General features: G+C 58.2%; 17 protein-coding genes. 12 read left to right on the top strand and 5 right to left on the bottom strand.

What is annotated here, in order from left to right; all coding sequences use genetic code 11:
* The first annotated feature begins 46 nt into the window (after positions 1-46).
* Positions 47-1,261, top strand: coding sequence for a phosphoserine phosphatase SerB (gene serB / locus FJD38_RS08125; RefSeq protein ID WP_167654254.1), 1,215 nt, complete (start codon positions 47-49; stop codon positions 1,259-1,261).
* Positions 1,262-1,421: 160 nt separating this feature from the next.
* Here the strand turns inward: serB and asd are convergent, their stop codons facing one another.
* From asd to FJD38_RS08110, 3 genes are read right to left on the bottom strand one after another with little or no spacing between them, the layout of a single operon-like run.
* The gene (gene asd, locus FJD38_RS08120) at positions 1,422-2,288 is read right to left on the bottom strand and encodes an archaetidylserine decarboxylase (protein ID WP_146384784.1); all 867 of its coding nucleotides are present in this window, start codon (positions 2,286-2,288) and stop codon (positions 1,422-1,424) included.
* 9 nt (positions 2,289-2,297) lie between these two features.
* Positions 2,298-3,125, bottom strand: coding sequence for a thiosulfate sulfurtransferase (gene rhdA, locus FJD38_RS08115; protein ID WP_146384782.1), 828 nt, complete (start codon positions 3,123-3,125; stop codon positions 2,298-2,300).
* 42 nt (positions 3,126-3,167) lie between these two features.
* Entirely contained in the window at positions 3,168-4,706 is a 1,539-nt protein-coding gene (locus tag FJD38_RS08110; RefSeq protein ID WP_146384780.1) for an HDOD domain-containing protein, read from the bottom strand.
* Between the two features lie 163 nt (positions 4,707-4,869).
* On the opposite strand from FJD38_RS08110, the gene motA reads away from it, so the two are divergent.
* Together motA and motB are read left to right on the top strand one after the other, a co-directional pair.
* Positions 4,870-5,721: a flagellar motor stator protein MotA gene (motA, locus tag FJD38_RS08105; protein ID WP_122785091.1), complete on the top strand. Its 852-nt coding sequence runs from the start codon at positions 4,870-4,872 to the stop codon at positions 5,719-5,721.
* A gap of 3 nt (positions 5,722-5,724) precedes the next feature.
* Entirely contained in the window at positions 5,725-6,750 is a 1,026-nt protein-coding gene (gene motB / locus FJD38_RS08100; RefSeq protein ID WP_122785090.1) for a flagellar motor protein MotB, read from the top strand.
* A 144-nt stretch (positions 6,751-6,894) separates the two neighbouring features.
* Here the strand turns inward: motB and rsgA are convergent, their stop codons facing one another.
* Positions 6,895-7,926, bottom strand: a complete 1,032-nt coding sequence (gene rsgA / locus FJD38_RS08095; protein WP_122785089.1) for a small ribosomal subunit biogenesis GTPase RsgA — start codon at positions 7,924-7,926, stop codon at positions 6,895-6,897.
* 106 nt (positions 7,927-8,032) lie between these two features.
* Here rsgA and orn point away from each other — a divergent pair, with 106 nt between their 5' ends.
* Entirely contained in the window at positions 8,033-8,575 is a 543-nt protein-coding gene (orn, locus tag FJD38_RS08090) for an oligoribonuclease (protein WP_122785088.1), read from the top strand.
* Between the two features lie 79 nt (positions 8,576-8,654).
* The gene (locus FJD38_RS08085) at positions 8,655-9,266 is read left to right on the top strand and encodes a trimeric intracellular cation channel family protein (RefSeq protein WP_122785087.1); all 612 of its coding nucleotides are present in this window, start codon (positions 8,655-8,657) and stop codon (positions 9,264-9,266) included.
* Between the two features lie 70 nt (positions 9,267-9,336).
* Here the strand turns inward: FJD38_RS08085 and queG are convergent, their stop codons facing one another.
* Entirely contained in the window at positions 9,337-10,440 is a 1,104-nt protein-coding gene (gene queG / locus FJD38_RS08080) for a tRNA epoxyqueuosine(34) reductase QueG (RefSeq protein ID WP_122785086.1), read from the bottom strand.
* A 62-nt stretch (positions 10,441-10,502) separates the two neighbouring features.
* On the opposite strand from queG, the gene FJD38_RS08075 reads away from it, so the two are divergent.
* From FJD38_RS08075 to hflX, 7 genes are all read left to right on the top strand, one after another.
* Positions 10,503-11,363 (top strand): NAD(P)H-hydrate dehydratase, encoded by an 861-nt coding sequence (locus FJD38_RS08075; protein ID WP_146384778.1) that lies wholly within the window; start codon positions 10,503-10,505, stop codon positions 11,361-11,363.
* Positions 11,351-11,821 (top strand): tRNA (adenosine(37)-N6)-threonylcarbamoyltransferase complex ATPase subunit type 1 TsaE, encoded by a 471-nt coding sequence (tsaE, locus tag FJD38_RS08070; protein WP_122785084.1) that lies wholly within the window; start codon positions 11,351-11,353, stop codon positions 11,819-11,821. Before FJD38_RS08075 ends, tsaE begins: the two co-directional genes overlap by 13 nt.
* A gap of 2 nt (positions 11,822-11,823) precedes the next feature.
* Entirely contained in the window at positions 11,824-13,245 is a 1,422-nt protein-coding gene (locus FJD38_RS08065) for an N-acetylmuramoyl-L-alanine amidase (protein ID WP_208727509.1), read from the top strand.
* The gene (gene mutL / locus FJD38_RS08060) at positions 13,245-15,158 is read left to right on the top strand and encodes a DNA mismatch repair endonuclease MutL (RefSeq protein ID WP_146384776.1); all 1,914 of its coding nucleotides are present in this window, start codon (positions 13,245-13,247) and stop codon (positions 15,156-15,158) included. Before FJD38_RS08065 ends, mutL begins: the two co-directional genes overlap by 1 nt.
* Positions 15,158-16,138, top strand: coding sequence for a tRNA (adenosine(37)-N6)-dimethylallyltransferase MiaA (gene miaA / locus FJD38_RS08055; RefSeq protein WP_146384774.1), 981 nt, complete (start codon positions 15,158-15,160; stop codon positions 16,136-16,138). The genes mutL and miaA overlap by 1 nt, the downstream gene beginning before the upstream one ends.
* Positions 16,139-16,227: 89 nt before the next feature.
* Positions 16,228-16,488 carry an RNA chaperone Hfq gene (gene hfq / locus FJD38_RS08050; protein ID WP_122785080.1) on the top strand — a complete coding sequence of 87 codons (261 nt, stop codon included), beginning with the start codon at positions 16,228-16,230 and terminating at the stop codon, positions 16,486-16,488.
* A 21-nt stretch (positions 16,489-16,509) separates the two neighbouring features.
* Positions 16,510-17,841 (top strand): ribosome rescue GTPase HflX, encoded by a 1,332-nt coding sequence (hflX, locus tag FJD38_RS08045; RefSeq protein WP_146384772.1) that lies wholly within the window; start codon positions 16,510-16,512, stop codon positions 17,839-17,841.
* Positions 17,842-17,888: the final 47 nt, after the last annotated feature.

Genomic DNA, 17,888 nt, shown 5'->3' with positions numbered 1-17,888 from the left:
CTGAATGGGGGTAGAATGCGTTTTTTTTAGCGAATGGGGGTGTGCCTTGCGCGAAATCGTCCTGATAAACATCACTGGTGAAGACCGTCCAGGTCTCACCGCTGCCATTACTGGCGTGCTGGCCAGCAATGGGGTGAATATTCTCGACATCGGTCAGGCCGCCATTCACGGCGTTTTGTCGTTGGGGTTCCTGGTAGACATTCCTCACGCCGATCAAGTGTCGGCTGTGCTGAAAGACCTTCAGCCCTTGATCGCTAAAGAAGGGCTGCAGTTGGTGTTTGACCCAATTACTGAAGAGCGCTATCAACAGTGGGTCAATGGGCAAAGCCAGAAACGCCATGTCGTGACCGTGATGGGCCGCCAAGTGACGGCCCTGCAATTGCAGCGCGTGACGTCGGTCATCAGTCAGCATGGGTTGAACATCGAGCAAACAGATCGTCTGTCGGGTCGAGTGTCACTGGACGCGCCCACTGCACTGAGCAAAAGCTGTATCGAGTTGCGCGTCTGCGGTGACGTGGCTGATATCGACGCTCTGCGAGCAGCGTTTTTTGATCTGGCCCAGGAACTCAGTGTCGATATCGCTCTGCAAGAAGACACGCTGTTCCGACGCAATCGCCGGCTGGCAGTGTTTGACATGGACTCCACCCTGATTGAAGCCGAAGTGATAGACGAGCTGGCGAAAGCGGCCGGCGTGGGTGATCAAGTGTCCGAAATCACCGAGCGCGCGATGGCCGGTGAGCTGGATTTCAAAGCCAGCTTCAAAGAACGTCTGGCGCTGCTTAAAGGTCTGGACGTGAGCGTACTGGACTCGATCGGCGCGTCACTGCGCTTGACCGAAGGCGCTGAAGTGCTGTTCGCCGAACTCAAGCGCTTGGGCTACAAAACAGCCATTTTGTCAGGCGGCTTCACTTACTTCGCCAAGCAATTGCAGGCCAAATTGGGGATCGATTACGTATTCGCCAATGAACTGGCCGTGGAAGATGGCAAAGTGACAGGCGTGGCGGTCGAGCCGATTGTCGATGCACAACGCAAGGCTGATTTGCTGCGCGAACTGGCGCAAAAGGAAGGCTTGAGTCTGGAACAGACCATTGCGGTGGGTGATGGTGCCAACGATTTGCCGATGCTGGCGATTGCGGGGCTGGGTGTCGCCTTCCGTGCCAAGCCGCTGGTTAAAAAATCGGCCAAACATGCCATTTCGACCTTGGGGCTGGATGGCGTGCTGTATTTGCTGGGCCAGCGTGACCGCAACAGCCAGGGCTAAATGATTTCGTAGCAGCGGTCCAAGGCCGCGTCCGATTGCGAAGCGATCGTGAAATCTGAATTCATGGTGTGTTTGATTCACCGCGATTTTAGTTTCTACGACGGCTGCGCCGCCGAACGCCGCCTTCGGCAGCTGCTACGGAGTCAGTATGGATCGCAGGTTATTCGGCGTGAGCCGGGGCGCCAATGCTCTGCCCCATCATCACCGGCGAGCCTGCGCTCAGGCCTTCGGCCCATTTGACCTGCTCTGGGCCGAACAGCACGATGGCTGTCGATCCCAACTTGAAGCGACCCAGTTCGGCCCCTTTTTCCAAGTGAATCGGCGCACGCGCGGCTTCGTCGTAACGGAAAGTTTTCAGCTCGCGTTTAGGCGGCGTGACCAAACCGGCAAATACCGTCTCAATCGATGCCACGATCATGGCACCCACCAATACCACGGCCATCGGGCCGCGTTCGGTATCAAAAATGCACACGGCGCGTTCGTTGCGGGCAAACAGCTCCGGCACGTTTTCAGCGGTGGTCTGGTTAACCGAGAACAAGCGACCTGGCACGTAGATCATTTCTCGCAGAGTACCGGCCAGCGGCATGTGCACACGGTGGTAATCCTTGGGTGACAGGTAAATGGTGGCAAATTCGCCGCCCATGAACTGCGACGCAACGGCCGCATCGCCGCCCACCAGTTCCAGCACACTGTAGCTGTGGCCTTTAGCCTGGAATACACGACCGTGCTCAATGGCACCCAATTGGCTGACTGCACCATCGGCCGGGCTCAAGACGGCGCCGGGGGTTTGGTCCAGCGGGCGAGCGCCGTCTTTCAGGGCGCGTGTGAAGAAGGCGTTGAAGTGTTCGTACGCGGTGACGTCTTCAACCAGCGCTTGGGACATGTCCACGTTGTAGCGTTTGGCGAACCAGGTGGTGAACGCATTTTTAAACCAGCGCACACGGCACTCGGCAATGCAGCCGGCCAGACGCGACAGCAGGTGATGGGGCAGCAGGTACTGACTCAATAGAAACAAACGCTTTTTCATTACAGGTCCTTAGTGTTTGACAGGCAGCTCGACGGGGGTGTCGGGGTGGTTGCCCCATTCGCCCCAGGAGCCGGCGTAGCCTTTGACACGCGGATAACCGAGTGCTTTGGCAACGAGATAGGTAAAGCCAGAACGGTGATGGGTCTGGCAATGAGTAATCACTTCTTTGTCCGGTGTGATCCCCAGATCCTTGAGGATCTGCGCCATATCGGTCCGAATGCGCAGGTCGCGGGTTTTATCCATGCCTGCTGTCCATTCAAAATTAATCGCGCCGGGGATGTGACCGCCTTTAGCAGCCAACACCTTTTCGCCCGAATATTCGGCGGGATTGCGCGCATCCCAGATTGCCAGGTCGTCTGCGCCCAGACGGCTTTGCAGGTACTCGCGGGTGGCGGTCGGTTCTTCATGCAGCGTCACCCGTACCGGGCCGCCGACAGGCGCAGGTACGTCGGTGGACAGCGGGCCACCTTCGGCAATCCAGGCGTGAAGGCCGCCATCAAGATAGTGATAGGCCTTGTGCCCGATCACATCGAGCAACCAGATAAAACGCCCGGCCCAGCCGCCGCCTTCGTCGTCATACACCACGTAGACCGCGTTGGTTGTGTGCCCCAGTTCACCGAACAAGGCTTCCAGCGACGTGTGTGTCGGCAGCAGGCCAGGTGCGGGAGGCTGACCCAGTTGCGTGCGTTTGGGGTCGACAAAGCGAGCACCCGGAATATGCCCGGCACCGTAGCGTGCTGCGCTGGTCAGGTCGACCACAATCAAGTTGGGGGCATCGAGCCGTGCGAGCAGGTCGCCGGGTTCGATCACCAACGGCAAGCCAGAGAAGTCAGGCATGGGTTCTCCAGAGCGAAAAAAGAGGGGATTGTAGCGCAAGCGCTAACGCCCGCGGTTGGTAAAGCTGTGCAGGGCTTTTTCAATGCACTGCGCGGTTTTGCCAAACGCTTGCACGCTGGTCTCGTTGAGCGCGCCGCCGCCCTGGTCGGCCAGCACGAGCATGACCACGCGGCCATTATTGCTCAGCGAGCGTAGCAGCAGATGCTCACCGGGAAACAGGCCGCGCAGGTCGTCAGGCAGAGCTGCGCAGATCACCCCATTGTTATCGGGGGTCAGGCGCAGTTGTGCCGGTTGCGCCATCAAACGCTGCAGGCCGGCACTCTCGCTGATGTTGAAAGTCAGATCGAACACCTCTTTGGGCAGTCCCCAGACCTGAAAAACCCGCAGATGGCTCGATGTCTTGTCAGCCATCAACACCATTAGCCTGCGCATACCGCAGGCGACCAAGGCTTCGCGGGCGCATGTGGTCAGGTGCATCGCATTGGCGAACGTGCTTGGCTCGGCCAAAAGCTGTGCACAGTGTTTGCGCCACAGGGCCAGCGCTTCGGCTGAAGGCGGCGCGGCGGGTTGATTGCCTTGCAGCGTGCGGCGTGCATTCCAGGGCAAGAGCAGTGCCTGCGCCGGGTGCCAAAGGTCTGGCAAAGAGTGGTATCGGCCGCTGCTGACGGCGTTTTGGTGAACAAGCTGTTGCACATCGTCCAGCGGCATTTGCAGGTACAGGCTGGTCAGAAGTTGCCAGCGCCGATTGTGCGGTATATCCCATGCGGCTTGGGCCGACAGTGCCAACCCATTGGCCAGCAGCACGCTGCTGGCTGGCTGGTTGAGCCAGCTGCGCAAGGCCGGATCGGCGTCCAGACGCTGTTGCTGGCGAAGCGGATGATGCCGGTCGCGAGCGATATGCAACACTCTGACCAGCGTAGGCTGTTGCTCAATGACCACGGTATAGCCGTGCAGTACCCAGGCAGGCAGCTGCCATAACTCGGCCAGCGCCCTGCAAATCTCAAACAGGCGTACGCCGAACAGCTTGAGCTCAACCTTGGCGGCGCACTCACCTCGGTGAAGCACTCGCAGCTCCCATTCTTCGAGCTGATCAGGGTGGGTCAGCGCCATGGCCCACAAGGGCGAGAGGAACAGCAAACTGCCCCAGTAAATCTCTTGCCAGAGCCGCGCCAGGCGATTGCCGAACAGGCCGATGGCTTGTTGCGCCGCATGCTGGCTGATGAGCTGGATTTGTCGGAAAGCCAGCGGCATATCCTCAGGTGCCAGAGCGGGCAAGCTCTCAAGCACTTCCAGAGTGCGCTTCAACCCCAGTCGATTGAGGGCCACTTCCAGGCTTTCAGCCGGTTCACTCAGGCTGCTTTGCAGATGCTGGTTGGCTTCGCGAATCAGGCTTAACGCCAACGCCGGGCTGTCTTGCATGATCTCGGCAATATCGCGCAAAGAGCGGCGGCTGTCGTTGATCGCCGCGCTCACATGCGCATGGCTGTATTGCGAGATGGGCAACTGCGCGTCGTTCAGGCGCTGAACCCAAGCGTCCAGAGTGGTCGGTACTGATGTCGATGCAGAGGTTTTATTAGCCATAAAAGGAGCGCGATCATCATAAAGGGAGGGCACGCCCGAACCGGGCTGAATGTTTTTCGCTTTTACGCGTTACAGTCTGGCGCAGATTTGCCGATAGGGAGAAGAAGAGTTTTAGTGACGCTGCAATCACCCCGAACCCGACTGAATAAGTACTTTTATATTTATGGCTAAAATTATCGGCATTATCGTCGTGATCGCGAGTGTACTCGGCGGCTACGTGCTCTCCCACGGCAAGATCGCGGCACTGATCCAGCCCTTTGAGGTCATGATCATTGGTGGCGCAGCGCTGGGTGCGTTCTTGCAGGCCAATCCGGGCTACATGACCCTGCACGTACTGAAAAAATCGCTGGGCATGTTCGGTTCGCGGTTCTCCCACGCTTTCTACCTTGAAGTGCTGGGCCTGGTTTACGAGATTCTGAATAAAAGCCGTCGCGAAGGCATGATGGCTATTGAGGCCGACATCGAAGATGCGGCTGCCAGCCCGATATTCGCCAAATACCCGACCATTCTTAAAGATGAGCGCATGACCGCATTTATTTGTGATTACTTGCGCATCATGTCCTCGGGCAACATGGCGCCCCACGAGCTGGAAGGCTTGTTCGACATGGAGTTGTTCAACCTCAAGGAAGAGCTTGAGCACCCGTCTCACGCCGTCAACGGTATCGCCGACGGCATGCCGGGTTTCGGTATCGTGGCGGCCGTTCTGGGTATTGTGGTGACGATGGCATCGCTGGGTGAAGGCGATCAAACTGCCATTGGCCAGCACGTAGGTGCTGCATTGGTGGGTACATTCTTCGGTATTCTGGCCGCTTATGGTTTCTTCGGCCCTTTGGCCACGTCGCTGGCTCACGATGCCAAAGAAGAAATCAACGTGTACGAAGCCATCAAAGCCTCGCTGGTCGCTTCTGCCTCGGGCATGCCGCCGTCGCTGGCAGTCGAGTTTGGCCGCAAAGTGCTGTACCCCAAGCACCGTCCAAGCTTTTCCGAGCTTGAGCAAGTGGTTCGCGGTCGCTGATTTATGGAAAACAATCAGCCGATCATTATCAAGCGCGTCAAGCGTTTTGCCGTTGGCCATCACGGCGGCGCCTGGAAAATTGCCTTTGCTGACTTTGCCACGGCGATGATGGCGTTCTTTCTGGTGCTGTGGCTGATGTCTGCGGCCACCCCGGCGCAAAAGCTTGCCATCAGCGGCTACTTCAAAGACCCGGTCGGCTTCACTGAAAGCGGTTCGCCGTACACCATCGATTTGGGCGGTACACCCGCCCTGGCACCGGACAACACGCTCAACCCAGAAGAAAAACTGCAACCCCAGGTCGACATGATCAACAAAGAGAAGATCGATCCTGATCAGGCCGAAAGTGTGGCTGAGCAAGTGGAGAAAGAGCGCCTGGAACTGCTGTTGCAAGAGTTGCAAAACAAGGTCGAAGAAAACCCTCAGTTACGCAAATTCAAAGACCAGTTATTGTTTGAAATCACGCCGGATGGCTTGCGCATTCAGATCATGGATGATGAAAACCGGCCGATGTTTGACGTTGGCAGCGCGCGGCTTAAGCAGTACGTCGAAGATATTCTGCTGGCCATGGCTGACACCATCAAAGCTGTACCGAACAAGGTCAGCATCAGCGGTCACACCGATGCCACGCAGTATTCGGGGAGCGGTGATTTTGGTAACTGGGAATTGTCTGCAAACCGTGCCAATGCGGCCCGTCGTGCGCTGGTTACGGGCAGTTACCCCGAAAGTCAGATCGCCAGGGTAGTGGGGTACGCTTCATCGGTGCCGTTCGACAAGACCAACCCGACGAGCCCGGTAAACCGCCGTATCGACATCGTGGTGCTGAACAAGCGTGCCCAGCAAGCGATTGAAGGAGGGCAGAGTGCGGAGCCGGTCAAGGCTAAGTCGCTGCCCAAAGCGCCGGTTGACCCGATCACCTTGCCGCCGGATCAACAGCCGCCGCCGATGCATGAGGAGCGCCAGAAGCTGAATTTGTTTGATGACCCGGCGCTGCCCTCACCCCAACCCTCTCCCGGAGGGAGAGGGAGCTAAAAGCTAAAGCAGATGTGCCATACGCCACAAATCAGTCCCCTCTCCCGGAGGGAGAGGGAGCTAAAAGCTAAAGCAGATGTGCCATACGCCACAAATCAGTCCCCTCTCCCTCTGGGAGAGGGCTAGGGTGAGGGGCTTTGGCCGTTAGTAACTCGATTCAGGCAAGCTGGCAATAATCGAGCGGTAGCTGTTCATGCGTTGTTGCTGCACGCGGCCATCCTCGAGCGCCATCAGTAACGCGCATCCTGGCTCGCGGTCGTGCTTGCAGTCGCGGAAGCGGCAGCGGCCAATCAAGTCGTTGAACTCAATAAAGCCCGCTTCAACATCGGCCCGGCTGACATGGCCCAGACCAAATTCACGAATACCCGGGGAGTCGATCAAGTCGCCGCCGCCCGGAAAGTGGAACAGGCGCGCTGTGGTCGTGGTGTGCGTGCCCTGGCCCGAGATTTCGGACAGCGGCCCCACCCGCAGGTTGACCTCTGGCAGCAAGCTGTTGACCAACGACGATTTACCCACGCCCGACTGACCCACAAACACGCTGATGTGGCCGTCAAGTTGCGCCTGCAACTGCTGCATGCCGTCGCCGTGATGCGCCGATACTTCCAGCACCGGGTAGCCGAGCTGGCGATAAACACCCAGCAAAGCGTTCAGTGCCGGGGCGTTTTGCTCGTCAATCAGGTCAGCCTTGTTGAGCAGCAGTAAAGGGCGAATCCCCGCGTGCTCAGCCGCGACCAAATAGCGGTCAATCAGGTTGGCGTGCGGCTCGGGCATGGGCGCGAATACAATCACGATCATGTCGACGTTGGCGGCGACTGGCTTGAGCTGGCCGCGGCTGTCCGGGCGGCACAGTTCGGTTTTACGCGGCAGTTGGGCGACGATAACGCCGATACCCTGGTTGCCAGCGCGCCACACCACCGTATCGCCTGTTACCAGTGCGGGCAGGTTGGCGCGCAAGTGGCAACGGAACATCTGGCCTTTAAGCTCACCTTCCTGCGCTTCGACTTCGACCTGCACACCAAAGTGCGCGATCACCAGGCCCAGCTGTTCAGCGCCTAAATCGCCGCCTTCGAGCGCTTCGACCGCACTGGATTCACGTTTAGCGGCGCGGGCAGCGCGCTCGCCCTGGATCTTTTCGATGCGCCAGTTTTGGCGACGGTTGAGCTGGCGTTTGGCCATGGGTGTTCCGTGTTGATAAAACGATAAGGAGGGTGAGACGCTGGCGAGTTTAGCACGTGGGCAACCTGCCTAAGCTAAACTGCGCGACTAAGCACTGGAGGCCATTATGCAAAACGCGCAGAACCTGATTTGGATCGACCTGGAAATGACCGGTCTGGATCCTGACAACGACGTCATTATTGAAATGGCCACCATCGTTACCGACAGCAACCTCAATACCTTGGCCGAAGGCCCGGTCATCGCCATTCATCACAGCGATGAGGTGCTGGCGCGCATGGACGAGTGGAACACCCGCACCCACGGTGGCAGCGGTTTGACCCAGCGTGTCAAGGACAGCACCACAACCATGGCCGAGGCCGAGGCACAGACCATCGCCTTTCTTGAGCAATGGGTGCCTAAAGGCAAATCACCGATCTGTGGCAACAGCATCTGTCAGGATCGGCGTTTTTTGTACACCTACATGAAAGACCTCGAAAGCTACTTCCACTATCGCAACCTCGACGTTTCCACGCTTAAAGAGCTGGTGGCGCGCTGGGCGCCTGAAGTGCGCGACAGTCTGGTCAAAAAAGGCACGCATCTGGCGCTGGACGATATTCGCGAGTCGATTGCCGAATTGCAGCACTACCGAAAGCACTTCATCAAGTTCTGAGGCGCGACCGTCCTTCTGCCCTCTGTTGGTGCATGCGGCAAATGAGTAGACTGCGCGCCTTATCGCAAGGATCGCCGACATGTTGCTGATGCTCTATTTAGTGGCCATTACGGCTGAAGCCATGACCGGTGCGCTATCTGCCGGTAGGCGCGGGATGGATTGGTTCGGGGTGGTGCTGATCGCCTGCGTCACCGCACTGGGCGGCGGTTCGGTGCGTGACATGTTGCTGGGGCATTACCCGCTTACGTGGGTCAAACATCCTGAATACCTGGTGCTCACCACCGTTGCCGCCCTGGTAACGATTTTTATCGCACCGCTGATGCGTCATCTGCGTTCACTGTTCTTGGTGCTGGATGCGCTAGGGCTGGTGGCCTTCACCCTGATCGGTTGCATGACCGCCCTGGAAATGGGGCAGGGCATGCTGGTGGCATCGGTCAGTGGTGTGATCACCGGCGTATTCGGCGGCATCTTGCGGGACATTTTCTGCAACGACATTCCGCTGATCTTCCGCCGCGAACTCTATGCCAGTGTCTCGTTTGCAGCGGCGTGGTGTTTCTTGCTGTGTACGTTCTTTGGGATGCCTGAGGATCAGGCGATTTTTGTCACCTTGTTCGGCGGGTTACTGCTGCGCTTGCTGGCGATACGCTTTAACTGGGAAATGCCCAAGTTCGTTTATAACGACGAGCATTAGTTAAAAGCACCCTAGCCCTCTCCCGGAGGGAGAGAGGACTAACCGCACACGGACGCCAGATCACCGTAGATCAGCTCCCTGTCCCTTCGGGAGAGGGTTGGGGTGAGGGCAGGCGCTTAGCATGCTGCTCAAGCGCCCACTCCACATGTTCTTGCACCAGCTCTGACGGATAGTCACGCCGCGCTTTCAACGCTTCGAGCACGGGAATGGTGGAGGGCGCATTGCCCAGCCCCACCGCCAGGTTGCGTAACCAGCGTTCATACCCAGCGCGTCTCAAGGGCGAGCCCTCGGTGCTGCTCAAGAACTTATCTTCATCCCACATAAACAGTTCGGCCAAGCCCGCGTTGTCCAGATTATGCCGGGGCTTGAAGTCACCCTCGGCTGTCGTGCGGGCAAAACGGTTCCAGGGGCAGACAATCTGGCAGTCATCGCACCCAAACACCCGATTGCCGATCATCGAACGCAACGCCACTGGAATCGCGGTTTTCAACTCGATGGTCAGGTACGAAATGCATTTGCGCGCATCCAGCACATAGGGCCCGACAAAGGCATTGGTGGGGCAAATATCCAGGCAGGCCGTGCATCGCCCGCAATGTTCCGTCTCGTGGGGCGCATCCACAGGCAGTGGCAAGTCGACGAACAATTCACTTAAAAAGAAGTAGCTGCCTGCCTTGCGATTGAGCACCAGGGTGTTTTTACCGATCCAGCCCAGTCCGGCTTTTTGGGCGATGGCTTTTTCCAGCACCGGGGCGCTGTCGACAAAGGCCCTGAAACCAAACGGTCCAATTTGAGCTTGAATACGGTCAGCCAATTGCTGCACGCGTTTGCGAATCAGCTTGTGATAATCGCGACCCAGGGCGTAGCGCGACACGTAGGCTTTTTCTGGCTGGGCCAGCAATTGCGCCATGTGCGTGTCACCAGGCAGGTAGTCCATGCGCAAGGAAACCACCCGTAAAGTGCCGGGCACCAATTCGTCGGGGTGTGAACGTTTGCTGCCGTGAGCGGCCATATAGTCCATGTCGCCGTGATAACCGGCGGCCAGCCAGCGCTCCAGATGCTGTTCGTGTTCGCCCAGATCGAGGCCGGCAATCGCGACTTGTTGAAAGCCCAACTCGCGACCCCATTCCTTGATGGACTGAGCGAGAGCGGGGAGGTCGGCAGTAATAGCAGGCATGAGGCAAGAGAAACCGGAGCTGAGATGCGTATAATTCTGCCAGACATCGGAGCACGACACGTATGCCGCAGACCAAACACCTGTTTTCTGAACCCCAGCCGCTCATGGCGCAGACCTTGCCAGCTCTGCCCGCTCGTCCGCTCAATGCTCATAAAGGCCAGTTTGGTCACGTGCTATTGATCGGTGGCGACCGCGGTTTTGGCGGTTCGATTACCCTGAGTGCACAAGCTGCACTACGCTGTGGCGCGGGTCTGGTGTCGCTGGCAACCCGACCTGAACACATACCCGCCGCCTTGGCCCGCTTGCCGGAGGTGATGGCCGTGGGTGTGCTATCGGCCAATCAACTGATGGGCCTGCTGGCGCAAGCCTCTGTGTTGGTGGTTGGCCCGGGCTTGGGCCAGGCGCCTTGGGGGCGCAGCCTGTTGTCGGCCGCCGCTCAGGCAAAAATGCCGCAGGTGTGGGATGCCGATGCTCTCAATTTGTTGTCCAACACCGACTTGGCGTTGGCTCAAGGCTCCGTATTGACCCCGCACCCCGGCGAAGCCGCGCGTTTGTTGCGCATCAGCACAGAGCAGGTGCAGGCGGATCGCCCTGCGGCGGTCAGAGCGCTGGTTAAAAAATACTCAGTGGTATGCGTCCTCAAGGGGGCGGGTACATTGATTGCGGGACTGCAAGGCGAGTTGGCCCAGTGCAACCACGGCCATCCGGCCATGGCCACTGCAGGGCTGGGTGATGTGCTGGCCGGAGTGGTCGGTGCATTGCTGGCGCAAGGCATGAACGCTTATGAGGCGGCTTGTCTGGGGGTGTGGTTGCATGCCCGTGCAGGCGAGCAGCAAGGACAATTGGGCCGTGGGCTGGCGGCCAGTGATTTGATTCCAGTCATTCGTCAGTTGTTGGAGGAACACGCACCGTGCAAGAAATAACACTGCAACTGGCCGATGAAGAGGCAATGACCGCTTTTGGAGCGCGTCTGGCAAAGGTTACTGAAGGTCATGGCCTGATCTTTCTGGATGGCAACTTGGGTATGGGTAAAACCACCTTGTCTCGTGGCCTGATTCGGGGCCTGGGCCATACAGGTGCGGTTAAGAGTCCGACATTTACACTGGTTGAGCCTTACGAGATCGGCGACATCCGAGCGTTTCACTTTGATCTGTATCGTTTGGTCGATCCCGAGGAGCTGGAATATCTCGGCATTCGCGATTACTTCGACGATGACGCTCTATGCTTGATTGAGTGGCCCGATAAAGGTGCAGGCTTTTTGCCAAAGCCCGACCTGACCATTACCATTAGGCCGCATAACACCGGGCGGGAGCTGACGCTGACGCCCCACGGTTCACGCGGTGAATCCTGGTGTGCCAAATTGGCATCGGAAAACAATTAATGATGGGGTTAGGTATGCGCTTTCGCGCGTTAGTGAGTGTCGTGGGTCTGTTGCTGAGTGTCATGGCCGTGAATGCGGTGGCGGCGACACAAGTAAAAAGCGTGCGTTTGTGGCGTGCCCCGGACAACACACGGCTGGTGTTTGACCTCACAGGCCCGGTGCAGCACAGCGTATTTACGCTGACCGCCCCTGATCGTCTGGTTATTGATATCAATGGGGCGACGCTGGCTGGCCCCTTGAATGTGCAGACCGCCAATACGCCGATCACCAGCATGCGTTCGGCGCAGCGCACCCCGACCGATTTACGCGTGGTCATCGACCTGAAAAAGGCCGTGACCCCCAAGAGCTTTATTCTGGCGCCGAACGCGCAGTACGGTAATCGCCTGGTGGTCGACTTGTACGATCAAGGCGCGGACCTCACGCCAAGTTTACCGGCCACCAACGTGGCGACGGTGCCCGTTGTGCCTGTGACCCCGACTCAACCGAGCGTGGCCTTGCCGCCCATTCCGAGCGGCAAGCGCAATGTGGTGGTGGTCATTGACGCCGGCCACGGCGGCGAAGATCCGGGGGCTTCTGGCTCCGCCGGGCAGCGCGAAAAAGACGTGGTGTTGGCCATTGCCAAAGAATTGCAGCGTCAGGTCAACGGCATGAAGGGCTTTAAAGCCGAATTGACCCGCACTGGCGACTACTTTATTCCGTTGCGCGGACGTACCGAAATTGCCCGTAAAAAGGGTGCAGACCTGTTTGTTTCGATCCACGCCGATGCGGCGCCGTCCAAGGCCGCTTTTGGTGCGTCAGTGTTCGCATTGTCTGAGCGCGGCGCGACCTCTGAAACCGCGCGCTGGCTGGCCGACAGTGAAAACCGTTCTGACTTGATCGGCGGGGCAGGCAACGTCAGCCTGGATGACAAGGACCGCATGCTGGCAGGCGTGTTGCTCGACCTGTCGATGACTGCTTCGCTGACCTCCAGTCTTAACGTCGGGCAGAAAGTGCTGAGCAACATTGGCCGCGTAACACCGCTGCACAAACAGCGTGTTGAGCAAGCAGGATTTATGGTGCTCAAGTCGCCGGACATCCCGTCAATCCTGGTTGAAACCGGCTTTATCTCGAACTCTAATGAAGCCTCGAAGTTGGCCTCCAGCAGCCACCAGCAGGCGCTGGCCCGCTCGATCAGCAGCGGCGTGCGTCAGTTCTTCCAGCAAAATCCGCCACCGGGCACTTACATTGCCTGGCTGCGCGACACCGGCAAAATTGCCCAAGGTGCACGCGAGCATACGGTTCGCCCCGGCGAAACGCTGGCGATGATTGCTGTCCGCTACCAAGTGCCCGTGACGGCATTGCGCAGCACTAACAACTTGAAAACCGATGAATTGAAAATCGGCCAGGGCCTGCACATCCCGGCAACTACCTTGGCGGCTCAATAATGAGTGACGGGCCGTTGAACGACAGTGCACGCATTGAGCTGCTCAGCCCGCGACTGGCTAACCAGATTGCGGCAGGCGAGGTGGTTGAACGTCCTGCCTCGGTGATTAAAGAGTTGCTGGAAAACAGCCTCGACTCCGGCGCCAAGCGCATTGATGTGGATGTCGAGCAGGCGGGCATCAAACTCTTGCGCGTACGCGATGACGGTCGCGGCATCTCCAGCGACGACTTGCCGCTGGCGTTGGCGCGACATGCGACCAGTAAAATTCGCGACCTCGAAGACCTTGAACGGGTCATGAGCCTGGGCTTTCGCGGGGAAGCGCTGGCGTCCATCAGTTCGGTAGCACGCTTGACGCTGACCTCGCGCACCCGTGGTGCCGATCAGGCGTGGCAGGTCGAAACCGAAGGCCGCGACATGGCGCCCAGGGTTCAGCCAGCGGCCCACCCGGTGGGGACGTCGGTTGAAGTGCGCGACCTGTTTTTCAACACTCCGGCGCGGCGCAAGTTTCTTAAAACCGAGAAAACCGAGTTCGATCACCTGCAAGAAGTCATCAAACGCTTGGCGCTGGCGCGTTTTGATGTGGCCTTTAACCTGCGCCACAACGGCAAAGCCATTCTCAACCTGCATGAAGCCCGCGACGATACGGCCCGCGCCCGGCGTGTGGCGGCGGTGTGCGGCTCGGCGTTTCTGGAGCAGGCGCTGCCCATCGAAGTGGAGCGCAATGGCCTGCATTTGTGGGGCTGGGTTGGTTTGCCAACATTTTCGCGCAGCCAGGCCGACTTGCAGTATTTCTATGTGAATGGCCGTGCGGTGCGCGACAAGCTGGTTGCACACGCGGTGCGTCAGGCGTATCGCGACGTGCTGTTTAATGGCCGTCACCCTACCTTCGTGCTGTTTTTTGAGGTTGACCCCTCTGTGGTCGACGTCAACGTTCACCCTACCAAGCACGAAGTGCGTTTTCGTGATGGGCGCATGGTGCATGACTTCTTGTACGGCACCTTGCACCGCGCCCTTGGCGATGTAAGGCCCGAAGACCAACTGGCTGCGCCAGCGCCTGTGCCAGGGGCCGAGCGGCCAACGGGGCAGGACGCCGGTGAGTTCGGCCCGCAAGGTGAAATGCGTCTGGCAGCCAATGTGCTGGAACAGCCGCAGTCGGCGCCGACTCAACACGTCGCGGGCTCAGGTGCGGGGGCGGGTTATCAGTACCAATATCGCCCGCAGTCCTCAGCGCCTTCGGTGCCTGTGGCGGAAGCCAAAAATGCATATCGGGAGTTTTTCGCCCCTTTGCCTGAAGCCAATGCGGCGCCGTTGCCGGACGGGCAGGGCGATATCCCGCCGTTGGGTTTTGCACTGGCCCAGCTCAAGGGCATCTACATCCTTGCCGAAAACGCCCAAGGGCTGGTGCTGGTGGACATGCATGCGGCGCACGAGCGGATCATGTACGAGCGCCTCAAGATCGCTATGGCCAGCGAAGGCCTGAGCGGTCAGCCGTTGCTTGTGCCGGAGTCGATTGCCGTCAGCCAGCGTGAAGCCGATTGTGCCGAGGAACATGCCGAGTGGTTTCAACGTCTGGGCTTTGAGCTGCAACGCCTTGGCCCGGAAACCCTGGCGATCCGCCAAATTCCGGCGCTGCTCAAACAGGCCGAGGCCCAGCGTTTGGTGCATGACGTGCTCGCCGATTTGATGGAGTACGGCACCAGCGACCGGATACAGGCCCACCTCAACGAATTGCTCGGCACTATGGCTTGCCACGGTGCCATTCGGGCGAATCGCCGTTTGGCGATCCCGGAAATGAACGGCTTGCTGCGTGACATGGAAAACACCGAGCGTAGCGGTCAATGCAATCATGGTCGCCCGACCTGGACCCAAATGGGCCTGGACGACCTGGATAAACTCTTTTTGCGCGGTCGCTGATGACAGGTTCCAACGCTTTACCCCCGGCCATCTTTTTGATGGGGCCGACGGCTGCCGGTAAAACCGATCTGGCAATTGAGCTGAGCAAGGTGCTGCCGTGCGAGCTGGTCAGCGTTGATTCGGCGCTGGTCTATCGCGGCATGGACATTGGTACTGCCAAACCGTCCAAAGATATTTTGGGCAAGCACCCGCATCAACTGATCGATATTCTTGATCCGGCGCAGAGCTATTCAGCGGCCGACTTTCGGGCCGATGCCCTGAAAGTCATGGCCGAAATCACTGCGCGCGGAAATACGCCTCTGCTGGTGGGTGGCACCATGTTGTATTACAAAGCATTGATCGACGGGCTGGCCGACATGCCGGCCGCCGACCCGCAGGTGCGTGCCCAGCTCGAAGAAGAAGCGCAACAGCTCGGCTGGCAAGCGTTGCATGACCAGTTGGCCGCCATTGATCCTGAGTCGGCTGCGCGCATTCACCCCAATGATCCACAGCGCTTGACGCGTGCGCTGGAGGTTTACCGGGTCAGTGGTCTCACCATGACGGCCCATCGACAAAAACAATCTGAACAATCTACTAAAGCAGCGGCTTCTGGGTGCAGCCAATTGCCCTATACTGTCGCGCATCTGGCCATCGCCCCGGCGAATCGTCAGGTGTTGCATGAACGAATTGCACAAAGATTCGGGCAAATGCTGGAACAGGGATTCATTGACGAGGTCGTAGCCTTGCGTAATAGAAGTGACCTGCATGCCGGGTTGCCGTCTATACGTGCAGTAGGTTATCGACAAGTCTGGGATTACCTGGACGGCAAACTGACGGCAGCCGAGATGCAGGAGCGCGGTATCATTGCTACGCGCCAATTGGCAAAGCGTCAGTTCACCTGGTTACGCAGCTGGGATGGTCTACATTGGCTGGACAGCCTCGACTGCGACAATCTGCCACGAGCCTTGAAATACCTGGAATCGGTCTCCATATTGACCTGAGTCTTAGGGAATGCCGTCTATCCTATGGATGTGGCGACATAAGCCATTTAATTTTTGTTTCTATTTTTTTCCTTACAGGAGTGCGGCATATGTCAAAAGGGCATTCGCTACAAGACCCTTACTTGAATACATTGCGTAAAGAGAAGGTTGGCGTTTCCATTTATCTGGTCAACGGCATCAAGCTGCAGGGGACCATCGAGTCTTTCGACCAGTTCGTGATTCTGCTGAAAAACACCGTTAGCCAAATGGTTTACAAACACGCTATCTCTACAGTCGTACCTGTGCGTCCAATTCGCTTGCCTAGCGCAACCGAAGCAGAGCTCGCTGACGCGGAACCAGGTAACGCCTAATAAATAAGACAGGAGCTTCCTTTGTTCTTTGAGCGTCACGGTGGTGGTGAGCGGGCAATCCTCGTTCACTTGGAAGGACAGGACCCTGAGGCGCGCGAAGATCCGCAGGAGTTCCAGGAGTTAGCTAAATCGGCCGGTGCCGAGACCGTCGCGTTTTTTAACGTGCCGCGTCATCGGCCATCGGCCAAGTACCTGATTGGCACTGGCAAGGTCGAAGAGTTACGCGACCTGGTCAAGGCCGAGAAGGTCGACATTGTGATTTTCAATCACGTCCTCACGCCCAGTCAGGAGCGTAACCTTGAACGTGTGTTCGAGTGTCGCGTGCTTGACCGCACCGGGCTGATTCTCGACATTTTCGCTCAGCGCGCCCGTACCCATGAAGGCAAGTTGCAGGTCGAACTGGCCCAGCTTGATCACATGAGCACGCGGCTTGTTCGTGGCTGGACTCACCTTGAACGTCAAGGTGGGGGTATCGGCAGTCGTGGCCCGGGTGAAACCCAGCTCGAAACCGACCGACGCCTGTTGCGCGTTCGCATGAGCCAGATCAAGGCCCGTCTGAAAAAAGTCCGCAGTCAACGCGAGCAGTCCCGTAGAGGGCGCCAGCGCGCCGACATTCCTACGGTTTCGCTGGTGGGCTATACCAACGCAGGTAAATCCACGCTGTTCAATGCGGTCACCGGCTCAGACGTGTTTGCCGCTGACCAATTGTTCGCCACGCTCGACCCGACATTGCGTCGCCTTGATTTAGGTGACCTGGGGCCAATTGTGCTGGCGGATACCGTGGGCTTTATTCGTCACCTTCCGCACAAGCTAGTTGAAGCTTTCCGGTCTACGCTCGAAGAGTCGAGCAATTCCGATTTGCTGCTGCACGTGATTGATTCGCACGAACCTGAGCGCATGCAGCAGATTGAACAGGTGATGGTCGTTCTGGGCGAGATTGGCGCTCAGGACTTGCCGATCCTCGAGGTCTACAACAAAATCGATTTGCTTGAAGCGGTCGAACCGCAGATTCAGCGCGATGCCAACGGCAAGCCCCAGCGGGTCTGGTTGTCGGCACGCGATGGTTCGGGGCTGGAGTTGCTGGAGCAAGCCATTGCCGAGTTGCTGGGCAATGATTTGTTCGTAGGCACCTTGCGCCTTGAGCAGCGATTTTCTCGACTTCGGGCACAGTTCTTCGAGCTGGGTGTTGTGCAAAAAGAAGCGCATGACGATGAGGGGGCCAGTTTGTTGGACGTACGCCTGCCGCGAGCCGAGCTCAACCGCTTGGTCAGCCGCGAAGGGATGCAGCCGCTGGAATTCATCGAAGAACACACTTTGCAATACAAGCCTGACAAAGCGGCTGTGCCGCTGTGATAGGCATTCTGTAGCATTGGTCGGCGCGCCGTGGGCGCGTCTTTGCT

Origin of the sequence: Pseudomonas saxonica (genome assembly GCF_007858365.1) — a bacterium.
In the GTDB taxonomy this organism is placed as follows: Bacteria; Pseudomonadota; Gammaproteobacteria; order Pseudomonadales; family Pseudomonadaceae; genus Aquipseudomonas; species Aquipseudomonas saxonica.
This window is presented reverse-complemented; position numbering and strand designations above follow the sequence as displayed.